General features: G+C 47.6%; 13 protein-coding genes. 6 read left to right on the forward strand and 7 right to left on the reverse strand.

Annotated elements, in window-relative coordinates:
* Positions 1–91: 91 nt before the first annotated feature.
* On the forward strand, positions 92–1,981 hold the full coding sequence (locus ABIE50_RS07735) for a M1 family metallopeptidase (protein WP_354027919.1): 1,890 nt from the start codon (positions 92–94) through the stop codon (positions 1,979–1,981).
* A gap of 70 nt (positions 1,982–2,051) precedes the next feature.
* Here ABIE50_RS07735 and ABIE50_RS07740 read toward each other — a convergent pair whose 3' ends face one another.
* The 5 genes from ABIE50_RS07740 to ABIE50_RS07760 form a co-directional block, all read right to left on the reverse strand.
* The gene (locus tag ABIE50_RS07740) at positions 2,052–3,053 is read right to left on the reverse strand and encodes a patatin-like phospholipase family protein (RefSeq protein WP_209866945.1); all 1,002 of its coding nucleotides are present in this window, start codon (positions 3,051–3,053) and stop codon (positions 2,052–2,054) included.
* Positions 3,054–3,089: 36 nt separating this feature from the next.
* Entirely contained in the window at positions 3,090–3,656 is a 567-nt protein-coding gene (locus ABIE50_RS07745; RefSeq protein WP_209866947.1) for a DinB family protein, read from the reverse strand.
* Positions 3,657–3,853: 197 nt separating this feature from the next.
* Complete coding sequence (locus ABIE50_RS07750) at positions 3,854–4,063, reverse strand: hypothetical protein (protein ID WP_142683697.1); 210 nt, start codon at positions 4,061–4,063, stop codon at positions 3,854–3,856.
* Positions 4,064–4,075: 12 nt separating this feature from the next.
* Positions 4,076–4,561 carry a PX domain-containing protein gene (locus tag ABIE50_RS07755; RefSeq protein ID WP_209866949.1) on the reverse strand — a complete coding sequence of 162 codons (486 nt, stop codon included), beginning with the start codon at positions 4,559–4,561 and terminating at the stop codon, positions 4,076–4,078.
* A 15-nt stretch (positions 4,562–4,576) separates the two neighbouring features.
* On the reverse strand, positions 4,577–5,164 hold the full coding sequence (locus ABIE50_RS07760; RefSeq protein WP_325638814.1) for an RNA polymerase sigma factor: 588 nt from the start codon (positions 5,162–5,164) through the stop codon (positions 4,577–4,579).
* Between the two features lie 89 nt (positions 5,165–5,253).
* Here ABIE50_RS07760 and ABIE50_RS07765 point away from each other — a divergent pair, with 89 nt between their 5' ends.
* On the forward strand, positions 5,254–6,138 hold the full coding sequence (locus tag ABIE50_RS07765; RefSeq protein ID WP_209866950.1) for a cation diffusion facilitator family transporter: 885 nt from the start codon (positions 5,254–5,256) through the stop codon (positions 6,136–6,138).
* 56 nt (positions 6,139–6,194) lie between these two features.
* On the opposite strand, the gene rsmG is transcribed toward ABIE50_RS07765, so the two are convergent.
* Positions 6,195–6,824, reverse strand: coding sequence for a 16S rRNA (guanine(527)-N(7))-methyltransferase RsmG (gene rsmG / locus ABIE50_RS07770; RefSeq protein WP_142683695.1), 630 nt, complete (start codon positions 6,822–6,824; stop codon positions 6,195–6,197).
* Between the two features lie 53 nt (positions 6,825–6,877).
* Positions 6,878–8,011: a glycosyltransferase gene (locus ABIE50_RS07775; RefSeq protein ID WP_142683694.1), complete on the reverse strand. Its 1,134-nt coding sequence runs from the start codon at positions 8,009–8,011 to the stop codon at positions 6,878–6,880.
* 151 nt (positions 8,012–8,162) lie between these two features.
* Between ABIE50_RS07775 and tgt the strand changes: the two genes are divergently transcribed.
* From tgt to recG, 4 genes are all read left to right on the forward strand, one after another.
* Complete coding sequence (gene tgt / locus ABIE50_RS07780; RefSeq protein ID WP_209866956.1) at positions 8,163–9,293, forward strand: tRNA guanosine(34) transglycosylase Tgt; 1,131 nt, start codon at positions 8,163–8,165, stop codon at positions 9,291–9,293.
* Positions 9,294–9,332: 39 nt separating this feature from the next.
* A complete protein-coding gene (locus ABIE50_RS07785) occupies positions 9,333–10,412 on the forward strand; it encodes an LptF/LptG family permease (protein WP_209866958.1) in 1,080 nt (359 codons plus the stop codon).
* A 529-nt stretch (positions 10,413–10,941) separates the two neighbouring features.
* Complete coding sequence (locus ABIE50_RS07790; RefSeq protein WP_142683691.1) at positions 10,942–12,267, forward strand: citrate (Si)-synthase, eukaryotic; 1,326 nt, start codon at positions 10,942–10,944, stop codon at positions 12,265–12,267.
* 51 nt (positions 12,268–12,318) lie between these two features.
* Complete coding sequence (recG, locus tag ABIE50_RS07795) at positions 12,319–14,472, forward strand: ATP-dependent DNA helicase RecG (RefSeq protein WP_354027920.1); 2,154 nt, start codon at positions 12,319–12,321, stop codon at positions 14,470–14,472.
* The last annotated feature ends 145 nt before the right edge of the window (positions 14,473–14,617 follow it).

Below are 14,617 nucleotides of genomic sequence, written 5' to 3' on the forward strand. Positions count from 1 at the left end.
TTTATATCCCGGCCCTTCCGCATTCATCAAATATCAATGGCGAAATCGCTAAATGATCCTTATTTTAGCTGCTTAAACCAAATGAAACGGAATGAAGTACCGGGTTACAACAGGCAGCTGTATGGCCATCGCTTTGCTGGCAGGCAGCTGGTTAAAGCTAAGCGCGCAGTCGGACCGCTGGCAGCAGAGAGTGAAGTATACAATGGACGTGAAGGTGGATGCGCCGGCCAACCAGTTCAAGGGGCAACAACACCTTGAATATTACAACAACTCCCCCGATACATTAAAGAAGGTCTTTTATCACCTGTACTGGAACGCTTTTCAGCCGGGAAGTATGATGGATGTGCGCAGCCGTGAACTGGGTAAAATTGTGCTGGGAAAAGATAAGAACGGTAACGAGCGCCGCGACTGGGACAACCGGGTACGCGACCGTATTTCCAAACTTAAACCCGATGAAATAGGCTACCAGAAGATCATCTCCCTTAAACGCGATGGAAAACCACAGGATTTTAAAGTAGTGGAAACCATCCTGGAAGTACCGTTGGATAAGCCAATCCTGCCGCACTCCAAAGCAGTGTTTGATATGGAGTTTGCCTCACAGGTGCCGGTACAGATCCGTCGCAGCGGTCGCAATAACTCGGAAGGCGTTGACTTTTCCATGGCGCAGTGGTATCCTAAAATGTGTGAATACGATTATGAAGGATGGCATGCCACTCCTTATATTGCCCGTGAATTTTATGGCGTGTGGGGCGACTATGACGTTAAGATCACCATCGATAAGAAATATGTAATAGGCGGTACCGGTTACCTGCAAAACCCTGATCAGATCGGGCATGGGTATGAAAAACCTGGCGCAAAAGTAACGCCGCCCACCGGTAATACGCTCACCTGGCATTTCATTGCACCTAATGTGCATGATTTCATGTGGGCCGCCGATCCGGACTACAAGCATATCACGCAGAAAGTAGATGGCTTTACCGCCCACTTTTTTTACATCGACAATGAATTTACCCACAATACCTGGCCGCAGCTGGCAAAAATGGTTCCTGCTGCTTATGCCTATATCAAAGCACACTACGGCGCCTATCCTTACGAACAATATTCCTTTATACAGGGAGGCGATGGTGGCATGGAATACCCCATGGGTACCCTTATTATGGGCAACGGTAAAATAAATGGCCTGTATGGGGTAGCCATGCATGAATGGATGCACAGCTGGTACCAGGGAATGCTGGCCACCAACGAAAGCCTGTACCCATGGATGGACGAAGGCTTTACCACCTTTGCGGAAAACAACGTGATCTATAATACCATCGATTCACTGAAAGGACGTAATGCAATGGAAGACTCCTACGCCGGTTATTTTGCGCTGGCAAGAAGCCCGTATGAAGAGCCGGCCAGTACACATGCCGATCACTTTAATACCAACTATGGCTACAGTCTTACCGCTTACTCCAAAGGCGCTGTGTTCCTGGAACAGCTGGGTTATGTAATTGGCGCTCAAAACCGCGACAATGGCCTGCTGCGCTACTATAACGAATGGCGTTTCAAACATCCTAACGTAAATGATTTTGTGCGGGTAATGGAAAAGGAAAGTGGTATTGAGCTGGATTGGTACAAGCAATATTTTATCAATGCGGTGAAGCATATCGATTATGGTATCGACAGTGTTTTTGCAAAAGGCAATAAAACAGTGGTGCGTTTACGCAAAATAGGATATATGCCTATGCCCATTGATTTTATGGTAACTGATAAAAGCGGTAACAAAGTGCTGCATTATATTCCGTTGTCCATCATGTACGGTGAAAAGCCTAATGAGTACCCGGATGTAAAACGTATAGTCGATCCCGTTTGGTACTGGACAAGCCCTGTTTATGAAGTGGAACTGGATACCCCGCTCTCAGACATCAGGGAGCTGGAAATAGATCCCAGCCAGCGTATGGCGGATGTGGACAGAAGTAATAATAAAGCCGTGTCTTAAAAAGATACGTTGTTAATTAATGAGTACCGGGATGTTGTTTATAAAAGCAATATCCCGGTGTTTTTTATGTCTATGTCAATAAAGCTGCAGCCCTGCGTTCTCCTTCTTCCATCATTTCTTTCATTACCTGCGGTATAAATTCCAGTCCTCCCATATGCACATCCAGCGCTTTTTCCGGGCGGATGACATGTAGCTTTATCTTTCTTTTCCCCCTGAAGGGATTGGCGGCAGGTGCATCAAAATACCGTGCTATATCAGCGGCGCTGATGCCTGCTTTTTTCAGATTTTTTTTTACTGCATCCAGGTAGGTAAGTGCATTGTTGATGAGCTGTGTTACCTGAATATCTGTGGCAGCTATTTCATTGGTGTTGTTATCCACATGCTGTTCCAGGATATCGAGCAGATTTTTAAATAAGATATCATCTTCGCCTGGTATTTCCGGGGTGAGAAGGATCACATAGATCTCTGTGGCGCCTTTTTCTATAGCCAGTTTCACAGGATGATAGTGGGCGCCTCCGGCGTTGGTGAACTGCTGTACATGGTCGGGGAGAGAGGCCACTTCCACTGGCGACATAAATACAGGCATACTGCAGGATGCCTGCATAGCTTCGCGGAAAGTGTAATTATCATGAAGGGATATTACATCATAATCTTTCGTCACTATATCCGTACCTGACGGGGAAAAGTAAGTGATGCGGTTGGTTTGAAGACAACGGGCGCTCACGAATATTTCCTTGTTCAGTTGCTGCAAGGCACGGAAACGGGTATCCGTAAAAATATTGGTGATCTTATGCGTAAGGGCAGTAGCGTTGTAAAGGGAGTTGTTTTGGGGAAAGCGTTGCAGCATGGAGCTGGTGCTTACCAGGTCGGCGGTGGTGTTGCTGGTGAATAGTTTTTCCAGCAATGTTATTTCGCCCAAAGCTGCCAGGGGGGCAATTAATGAGCTGATGCCGGTGCCGCAGAAAAAGTCGAAATCAATGGCTGGTTGTTGTGAATATAAGTGCTTCAGAGCGCCAACAGCAAATGCTGCCCTGGAGCCGCCGCCACTGATGACTAACGCAGTTGTAGCCATGAGGATTTTTTAGGTAGCGACAATTTAACTAAAAAATCAAAATATCAGCTGCTGTAATTGGTTTTCCCAGGTATGTCCCTGTAGTTCCTGGTCCTTTAACTTCCCCAGGTGATGGTCATTGTGATGCGCAATAAAATACAGCATCTCACGGATAGTAAGCTTGCCAAGCAGGGGATGGGGAAGGCGGTACCTGTCCAGGTCACTTTCCGGCCAGCCGGCCAGTTTGCTGATTAATTTATCTTTCTGAAGAAGAAAACCCTGTATCAATGCAGATCGCTGCGCCGGGTAGATCACACCTGGCTGGTAAGCCCTGGTCGACTTTGCACCGGCATTCAGTACCCGCTGGTAGTCTGCTACCAGTTGGTCATATGATCTTGACGGGATGGCGCTGGTACCGAAATAAAGCAACGTCACTTTGGGAAATCCCAGGGCGCTGCTTACAGGCCTGATGGATTTTATGAGATGATCGAGCTGCTGGCCGGCAGACCACTTACCGTAAGGAGATGCGGTAAATCGTATATCCGGCAACGTATTCACAAAATCCACGAAGTTGTCGAAACTGGTATTTAATAGAGATTTTATCTCGTGCTGGTTCAGGTACATAGGAAACAAAATTTAGAGGGTTTCAAATACACAATACCTGGCTTTGTAAACAATATACCCGGGCCACTGCATTCTCCTTTGAAGTTACGTCAGATTTGCGAGCCGGCCAATAGCAAATTATATATAAAATGGATTTATGTATAATAAAACCGCCATGTAGCCCGGGAATATTGATCAGCTATGAAGAAAAACTTAAATTATTCCAGCACAGCGCATTCAAAGCCTTGTTTTTGAACGAATTCTATAATAATATTCTCTTCCACCTGGAGATCGGCAATGCGTAATACTTTATCGCAATCGTCCAGGTCCACATGGCAGGCGCCTACCGGAAAACTGGAAGCAATGGCCCGGATCATCTGCTGGCGTTCTTCCGGGCTGCCTATATTGGTTTTGAATATTCCTATCATCGCACAATGTTTTTAGTGTGATTCTTTTTCGTCGTTTTGAGGGGCTTCAGGATCGCGGTAAGAGCCACGGCCACGTTCCCGGTCACGATCATCGCGTTCGCGGTCACGGTCATCACGTTCGCGATCACGGCCGCGGTACCAGTCGTCGCGTCTCCAGCCTTCAAAGCCGGTTCTGCAGCGGTTGCGCAGTTGTTCCCGCATTTTCTCCTGTTCTTCCGGCGTCATGGTGGCCATGCGCTCTTTCAGGCGGGCCTTCCATTCCCTGCCCCGGTTAAATTTATCGTGATGGTTGTGATGCCATCCGAAAAGCAGTTTGCCCAGTAACAACAGTCCCAGTGCCTGCCAGAAAGTGATTACCGGCCCATGGAACAGTTCAGGGATCAGGCAGTTCCATAACAACATGGTAGCAAATCCTACCGCCGTAATGAAAAGTGCGCCGAGTACTACAAATTTTAGTACCTGCAGACCACCTCTTCTTCTGCCAAAATTGTTTCTCATATCTTAATAATTAAATCAGTCGTTAAGTAATTCGTTATACAGCTCCGCCAGTCGCTCCCGGAGGAACAGTACTGCATAACGTTTGCGTGACAGGAGGGTATTAACCCCGATGCCGGTTTCTTCACTCATTTCCTTAAAGGATTTTCCCTCCAGTTCGTGTTGCAGGAATACCTGCCGCTGATCGGCCGGTAGCTCGTCGATGGCTTCCATAATGGCTTCCGACATAATTTTTTTCGCCATGGGGGTGTCTGCCTCCATATTCCTGTCGGAAAGCAGTTCGGGGAGAAATAGCACTTCTTCGCCTTCTATCTCGCGCGTGAAATCAGAAAAAGGAGTTTCTTTCTTCTTACGGAACCAATCGGTGATCTTGTTCCGGGTTACGGCAAACAGCCACCCGGTAATTGAATCCACCTGGCTGCCAAGGCGCAGGTATTCGGTAAACTGGTAGAAAACATCCTGTAAAATATCCTCAGCATCCGACGCATTACTTACCCGTTGCCGGATAAAGTGCAGCAATCGCTTACGCTCCTGCTTCACGGTTGCCTGTATGCGTTCGTTTTGCTCTATGGCCATAATGCTATTTGTAAGGACCAGTTGTTTCATCTTAATAAGGATGACGAAACAACAGAATGGATATTTTATAAGGACGAAAAAAAATCTTCTTAAATTACGTACAAGGAAATCTGTTGTTTATGCATGATCATGCCCACGCCCACACCCCTCCTTTAAATAATGCCCAGGTTAACAGGGCTTTTATATGGGGAATTTCCCTCAACCTGGCTTTCGTGGCAACGGAGTTTATTGCCGGTTTTCTTACCCATTCCCTGGCCCTCATGGCCGATGCAGGGCATAATCTCAGTGATGTGGCCAGCCTGGCCCTGTCGCTGCTCGGCTTCCGCCTGGTCAAAATCACCTCCAACCCCGGCTATACTTACGGCTACCGCAAAAGTACAATTCTTATTTCCCTGTTTAACGCCATGCTGCTGCTTATTGTGGTAGGAGTGATCGGGTACGAGGCTATCCGCCGTTTCAGCCAGCCCTATGAAGTGCCCGGAACGCCCATTGCCATAGTAGCGGGCATCGGTATCCTCATCAACGCATTTACCGCCTGGCTGTTCTTTAAAGACAAAGAAAAAGACCTGAATATTAAAGGAGCCTACCTCCACCTGGCCGCTGATGCCCTGGTATCACTGGGAACGGTGCTGGCCGGCATCATGATCATCTACACAAAATGGTACTGGCTGGATCCTTTACTGAGTATTATTGTAATGGTAGTTATTGTATTTGGTACCTGGGGCCTGCTGCGCGACAGCCTGCGCCTGTCGATGGATGGAGTGCCAAAGGATATCGACCTGCAGGAGATCCGGAAAAAAGCCCTGGCCCTGGATGGGGTAAAGGATATTTATCATATCCATGTGTGGGCGCTCAGTACCACAGAAAACGCCTTAACGGCCCAGGTAACCATAGATCCCCGGCTGGACGCCGCCGGCATCGAAGCCCTGAAAAAAGCGCTGCGCCATGAACTGGAGCACCTGGGCATCCGCCACTCTACACTGGAAACAGGGTTTGGCTCTTAGCCAATACACCGGCGGAAACGCTGGACATCCGCCATCCTGCACTGCAGACCGTGGTTTTAGCTCTTAGCTAATACCACGAACTTCTCCTTAAAACTTTCTTCCGGGAAAATATCATACACCTTTACCAGGCGTGGTTTTAAACCGCTGTCGGAGATTTCCTGGGCCAGGTCTCCGCCTTTGAGGCAAATAAGCCCCTTTTCGAATTGCTTACCCGGCACAGTGGGTTTCTTTATTAAATGTTTGCTCCAGCGCCACAGGTCTCCAAGGGGAGCCACCGCACGCGATACCACAATGTCGAATTTCCGGTTTTTGATATCTTCCACCCGGCTATGCGCCGCAGTGACGTTTTTCAGTTGCAACGCTTCTGCTACCCCTTCCACCACCTTGATTTTTTTACCGATGGAATCTACCAGGTGAAACTGTACTTCGGGGAAAAAGATGGCCAGGGGAATGCCGGGAAACCCGCCGCCGGTGCCCAGGTCAAGGATCTGGGTACCGGGCTGGAAATCTGCAATAGCAGCTATACTGAGAGAGTGTAATACGTGTTTTTCATACAAGGCGTCTATATCTTTACGGGATATCACATTGATCTTCTCGTTCCATTCCTGGTATAATCCCTGCAGCGCCTCAAACTGCGACAGCTGTTCCGGTGTAAAGTCGCTGAAATACTTTAAAATAATCTCCATGCGGCAAAAGTAAAGTAAAAGCAAATAAGCAGGAAGCTATTTGCCTATGCAGGCTACCATTTGTTTTTGGACCTGAAGAACAGGGCAGGGGTAAAAATGATATAATACAATACCATGAAAATGTCCATCAGCCAGCTGAATTTAAACAGGTCGCTTTCATCCAGCCTGCGCATGGCGGAATAAGTAATAATGGACTGTATCAATACTTTACCTCCGAAAATTCCCAGCACATACCAGAGGATGGGCGGCGGAAAGAACAGCGCGAAAATAAAGGCCGGGTAAAAGAGGAAATGCGTCAGCGAAAATAGTCCCAACACAAACTTGTGGCTGAAGCGGTAATGCTTGCCGGTAGACATATGCCTGGTTTTTTGCCGGAACCAGCTTTTCCAGCTCAGCTTAGGTTCTGAGTAAGTGAAAGCCTGTTTGTCGATCACCACGCCTACATTTTTCCTGTTGGCCGCTGTGTTTACAAACAGGTCGTCATCGCCGCTGGCGAGGTGCTGGTGACTTGTAAAACCTTTATGTTTAAAGAAAAGTTCTCTTTTATAGGCCAGGTTACGGCCTACTCCCATATAGGGCATGCCGCTCATGGCGAAGGAAAGGTGCTGTAGCGCGCTGAAGAAGGTTTCATACCGGATGATCTTATTCAGGAACCCCGGCTTTTTATGATAGGCGCCGTATCCAAGTACAATTTCCTTCTTGTCTGTAAAGCCCTGGCTCATCAGGGAAAGCCAGTAGGTGCTGCCAGGCTTGCAATCGGCGTCCGTAAGCAATACATTTTCAAACCGGGCGCCTTTCAAACCGATGGAAAGCGGGTATTTCTTGCCGGGAATAAATTTCGCGGGCTGTTTGATCTCGATATGCCGGTAGTGAGGATAACCCGGCTCAATAGAGCGCAGGTAATACTTGGTATCGTCTTCGGAGTTATCGTTCACCACAATCACCTCATACTCCGGTTTCATATGATGGTGATACCGCTGCTGCAATACCCCCGGCAAATTCTTCTGCAGGTTCAATTCTTCATCCTTGGCACAGATGATCACTGAAAAAGGCCCGTCCGGTGTGTGGTCCAGGTCAAATTTACGTCTATAAAAAGCTACCCGGGAAAATACAAAGAGAAAATAAATGATTTGTATCCCTGCTACGGCAGCAAAAAAGTATAAGGCAATTTCACCCAAATGGTCCATAATGCTGGCAAAAATATAATATTTTTATTATCTGTAAAAGAATTAATTATGAACATTGCACAGGGGCTTCCCGGCAACCCAACCAGCCGCTTCTTCCCCCGCGCTGATCTTCACTTCATTTCAATATCTTTGCGGCCTGAAATATCGACGAGTGAATTTTGAACTGATAACTACAGACAGCGGCAGTAATGCCAGGGCCGGGAAGATCACCACTGCCCACGGGGAAATAGAAACGCCCATTTTTATGCCGGTAGGCACTGTGGGCAGCGTAAAAGCTGTTACACAGGAACAGCTGCGTGCAGATGTACAGGCCCAGATCATTCTTGGCAACACCTATCACCTGTACCTGAGACCCGGCCTGGAAGTATTATCACTCGCCGGAGGCCTGCATAAGTTCAATGGCTGGAACCGGCCCATCCTTACGGATAGCGGCGGTTACCAGGTGTTTTCCCTGGCTGCCAACCGTAAGATAAAGGAAGAAGGCGTGGTGTTCCAGTCACATATCGACGGCTCCCGCCACCTTTTCACCCCTGAAAATGTGATGGATATCCAGCGCACCATCGGGGCCGATATTATTATGGCCTTTGATGAATGCCCGCCCTACCCGTCGGAATACCGCTATGCACGTAAGTCGATGGAGCTCACGCACCGCTGGCTCGACCGCTGCATCAAACGTCTCAATGATACCGAGCCTGCCTACGGTCACGAACAAACCCTGTTCCCTATTGTGCAGGGCAGCACCTATAAAGATCTCCGTAAAGCGTCGGCTGAATATATCGCTTCCCGCAACTGCGCCGGCAACGCCATTGGTGGCCTCAGCGTAGGAGAACCGGAAAATGAAATGTACGAAATGTGCGGACTGGTATGCGAATCCCTGCCGGCAGAGAAACCCCGTTACCTCATGGGCGTGGGAACTCCCTGGAATATCCTGGAAAACATTTCCCTGGGTATAGATATGTTCGATTGTGTGATGCCTACCCGCAATGGACGTAATGGTATGTTGTTCACCTGGAACGGGGTAGTGAATATCCGAAATAAAAAATGGGCCACCGATTTCAGCCCCATCGATGCCAACAGTCCCTGCTTTGCTACCAGTGCCTACTCAAAAGCTTACCTGCGACACCTGTTTGTGGCCGGGGAAATTTTAGGCATGACATTAGCCAGTATCCACAACCTGGCATTTTACCTGGAACTGGTGAAGGAAGCCCGTAAACAAATACTGGCCGGCACTTTCTCTACCTGGAAAACCGGGATGATAGCACAGCTGAAAACACGGTTGTAAAAAGCCCGGACTATAAAATAAACTAATATCTTTGGGGTCATGACTAAAATTGACTGGTACATTTTACGTAAGCTCATAGGTACTTTCATTTATTCCCTGATGATATTCCTATTGATTTCTGTGGTGATAGACACTACGGAAAAGGTGGACGACTTCATGAAGCACCACCTGTCGCTGCATGAGATCATAGTGGATTATTATTTCGGCTTTATTCCCCACATCCTGGCTTTACTGTTCCCGCTGTTTATATTCCTGTCGGTGATTTTCTTTACTTCCAAGATGGCATACCGTTCGGAGATCATCGCCATCCTGGCTGCCGGCGTGAGCTTTCGCCGTTTCCTGCGGCCTTACTGGATGGGTGCATTCCTTTTTGGCGGGGTGCTCTGGCTGGCCAACTACTGGGTGGTTCCTAATGCAAACCGTATCCGTACCAGTTTTGAAAACAAATACCTCCATAGCCATGATGATGAGAAGTCGCAATACGACCGTACCACCCGTATCGATAGCTTCACTTATGTCACCTTTGGCACTTATGATCCCAACTATAAAAGCGGAAGCAACTTCGTGCTGTCTGTTGTAGATAAACAAAACATGACCTTCAAACTGAAGGCCGACCGTATCAGCTGGGATTCCACTTCCAAAAAATGGAAACTGGATTACGTGACCATGCGCACCATGAACGGTTTAAAGGAAATCTGGACCAGCAAGCAGGATACCCTGCTCAAAATACCCCTGGTACCGAAAGACCTTGTGGAAGAAAAGAACCTCCAGGAGGCCATGACCACTCCCGATCTCCGGCGTTATATCCAGCGGGAAAGCATCCGGGGGGCAGAAGGGCTGAATACCTATTGGGTAGAATATTACAGGAGAACTTCGGCAGCTTTTGCCGTGGTGATCCTCACGCTGATCGGGGGTATTATTGCCGCCAAGAAGGTAAGGGGAGGAAGCGGATTACACCTGGCGGTAGGTATCGTTATCAGTGCGAGCTATATTATATTCCTGCAATTTGCTACGGTGTTTTCTGTAAAAGCAGACCTGAACCCGCTGCTGGCAGTGTGGATCCCGAATATGCTGTTCGGCGGACTGGCATTTTACCTGTACCGCAGGGCGCCGAAGTGATGGATAAAGCATGGATACTCCCTGGTTAACCCATATTTACGCCATATTTACGCCATACTTACGCCGTATATATCCCGTACCTATAGATATGATGTATCTATATCTTATCACCTTCTTTCTGCAGGTATTGAATAAGTTGTACCCGGTACAATGCTGTTGTCATCCTATTTATGAAAAGCTGGATCTACCGTTCCCCGGCATTTTCACGGGAAGTTCTCTTCAGGATAAAAATCCGTTTCTCATCTCTTAATAAATTATTTCAAAGATTTTTTCTTTCAAAATTTTCAATTCATTCTGAAAATTTTACATTTCTTTAACGTCTCTATAAGTATTTAATATTTTTCATTTGTAAGATGCTTATAATTATATAATTATGGAGATGCGCCGCGGCAATTTGGCTCCGTTTTTTCATACGCGGATCGTTGTTAATTTGGCATTAAATACCACTAAATGGTGGTAACTTCGTTAACAAATCATTACTTTTGACTATTGATCGATTTTGTTTTCATTACATAACAATAGCAGTAAAATGGGGTACATAAAAGAGAAATTCAAGGTTAAAGCAGATGAACTTAACATTGAAGTAAAAGACCTGGTAAAGAATCACGGCACCAAGAAAATTGAGGACGTAACACTGGCACAGGTTTATCAGGGTATGCGCGGCATCACCGGCCTGGTAACGGAAACTTCCCTGCTGGATGCCAACGAAGGAATCCGTTTTCGTGGATATTCCATCCCGGAATTAAGGGAACATTTACCAAAAGCGCCAGGTGGCGCAGAGCCATTACCTGAAGGCTTATTTTACCTGATGCTGATCGGAGAATTGCCTACAGAAGCAGATGTACAATATCTGTCCAGTATGTGGGGCCGTCGTTCTCATGTACCCAACCATGTTTTTGATGCTATTGAAGCGCTGCCCATCACCGCGCATCCTATGACCATGTTCAACGTGGGTATCATGGCGCTGCAAACAGAATCCTCTTTCGCACATGCTTACGCTGAAGGAATAAATAAAAAAGATTACTGGAGCTACACCTATGAGGATACCATGAACCTCATTGCCCGTCTGCCGCGTATTGCAGCATATGTTTACCGCCGCAAATACAAAGGTGGTCAGCATATTCAGCCAAACGGCATGCTCGACTGGGCCGGTAACTTTGCACATATGCTCGGTTACTCCGATGAAGGATTCAAAGAACTGATGCGTCTTTACATGGTGATCCACGCCGACCACGAAGGTGGTAACGTGAGCGCACACACGACGCACCTCGTAGGCTCCGCACTTAGTGATGCTTATCTCTCTTTCGCAGCCGGTATGAACGGCCTTGCCGGTCCTTTACACGGCCTTGCTAACCAGGAAGTGATCAAATGGATACTCCAGATGCGCGAAGAACTGGGTGGTGGCGTTCCTACCAAAGAGCAAATCGAAGCATACGTACGTAAAACTTTAGCCGAAGGTAAAGTAGTACCAGGCTATGGTCATGCTGTACTGCGCAAAACAGATCCACGCTTCACCGCACAAATGGAGTTCGCTAAAAAACACCTGCCCGATGATGAACTGGTGAAAATTGTATGGCAGGTATATGAAACCGTTCCACCGATCCTGCAGGACCTGGGTAAAGTGAAAAACCCATGGCCCAATGTAGACGCCCATTCCGGCGCATTGCTGGTACACTACGGTCTTGTTGAATATGAATTCTACACCGTATTGTTTGGCGTATCCCGCGCATTAGGCGTACTGGCTTCCCTCTGCTGGGACAGGGCGCTCGGGCTTTCCCTGGAAAGACCGAAATCTGTTACCACCGAATGGATGAAACAGTTCGTGGAAGGAAAAGTAGATGCAATAGCCGAATAGTTTTAATAATTGTTTTTTTAGTAAAAGAGGCAAGTGGTGAATTTTTACCATTTGCCTTTTTTATTTTTGTTGTTCACCAAAAAAGAAATAGCCATTTCTACTTTTACCGCCATATTATCCAACCCGATAGAATACCTGAAAGGAGTGGGCCCGCAGAAAGGAGAACTGCTGCGTAAGGAAATCAAAGTATATACCTTCGGCGACCTGCTGCAATATTTTCCTTTCCGCTATGTGGACCGTACCAGGATCGATAAAATAGCTTCCCTCAGCGGCTATGAAGATTTTGTGCAGATCCGCGGAAAGATCGTGAACATGGTAGTAATGGGCGAAAACAGGTCGAAAAGGTTAGTGGCCACCTTTAAAGATGAAACCGGTACCATTGACCTGGTATGGTTCCAGGGCTGGCAATGGATGCAGAAATCGCTCCGCGAAAACGTGGCTTACCTTGTGTTCGGCAGGATCTCTGTATTTAATGGCGTTACCCAGCTGGCACATCCGGAGCTGGATCTGCTGACTGAAGAAATAGCTACGGGCAAACAATTCCTGGAGCCGGTTTATTATACCACAGAAAAGCTCAAAGCCCGGGGACTAACGGCCAAGGCTATAGGAAAACTGACGAAGAACCTGCTGGAACAATTATCTCCCCTGGAGATCAGGGAAAACATCCCGCTGGATATATTGCAGCAGTATAGGCTCATGCCCAGGTCTATGGCTTATTTCAGGATACACATGCCTGCCAGCGAAGACGATGCGCGACAGGCACAGCGACGCCTGAAATTTGAAGAACTGTTTATTGCACAAATCCGCATATGCAGGCTAAAACTCAAAAGGCACAAGCAATCGCATGGATTTGTATTTGGCGCAGTGGGCGAATCTTTTAATGAATTCTACAACAATCATCTTCCCTTTTCTTTAACAGGCGCACAGAAAAGGGTATTGAAAGAAATACGTACTGATACTGTGCACGGACGGCAGATGAACCGTCTCCTGCAGGGAGATGTAGGCAGCGGTAAAACAATGGTAGCCCTGCTCACCATGCTGCTGGCAAAAGACAACGGCTTCCAGGCCTGTTTAATGGCGCCCACGGAAATCCTCTCGCAGCAGCACTTCAAAGGGATCTCTGAGCTGCTGGAACATATGGATGTAAAAGTAGCCCTGCTAACCGGCAGCATCAAAGGCAAAGCGCGCAGGCAGATCCTGGCCGGCGCGCTCGACGGCAGTATCGATATCCTTGTAGGTACGCATGCCCTCCTGGAAAAAGAAGTGGAGTTCAAAAACCTTGGAATGGCCATCGTGGATGAACAGCACCGCTTTGGCGTGGCACAACGGGCACGCCTATGGGAAAAAAATACTATCCCGCCGCATATTCTTGTTATGACGGCAACGCCTATACCAAGAACACTGGCTATGACCATCTACGGCGATCTCGACGTATCGGTGATCGATGAAATGCCCCCGGGGCGTAAACCTATTACCACCGTTCACCGTACAGAATACCAGCGCCCGCAGGTAATGGATTTTATAAAGGAAGAAGTGAAGAAAGGAAGACAGGCCTACATTGTGTACCCGCTGATCGAAGATTCCGAGAAACTGGACTATGAGAACCTGATGAAGGGATATGAAGAAGTAAAGGCCTTCTTTCCCGAACCGCAGTTTTATATCAGTATGGTGCATGGCCGCCAGCCGGCAGACCAACGGCAGACCAATATGCACCGCTTTGTTACCGGAGACACCAATATCATGGTGGCTACCACTGTTATAGAAGTAGGGGTGAATGTGCCCAATGCCTCGGTAATGGTGATAGAAAGCACAGAACGTTTCGGGCTGTCGCAGCTCCACCAGCTGCGCGGAAGGGTTGGGCGCGGAGCGGAGCAGTCGTTCTGCATACTCATGACAGGCAATAAGTTAAGCCAGGATTCCCGGGAACGGATCAACGTAATGGTGCAAACCAACGACGGTTTCATTATTTCAGAGAAAGACATGGAACTGAGAGGCCCCGGCGATATTGAAGGCACCCGCCAGAGCGGGGTGCTGGACTTTAAACTGGCAGATATTGTGGCAGACAAACCGATCCTGGATGCCGCCCGCGCCAGCGCTGAAAAGATCCTCGAAGAAGATACAGATCTGCTTTTGCCTGAGAATCAGGCATTAAAAGAATTTTTGGCCGCCCAGAGAAGTAAATCTATCTGGAGTAAAATTTCCTGATGGTTTTTACGTTTATTAACTGATGGATGAATGAAAAAAGTATAGAAGCTACTGAAGCTGAGATTCACCTTGTTTCCCATTTAGCCTATCGTACCTCAATTCAGAAGTTTTTGTGCTTGTCCCGACCGTAACAATTTGAGTGGCT

The organism is Chitinophaga sp. OAE865, assembly GCF_040546735.1.
Taxonomy (GTDB): Bacteria; Bacteroidota; Bacteroidia; order Chitinophagales; family Chitinophagaceae; genus Chitinophaga; species Chitinophaga polysaccharea_A.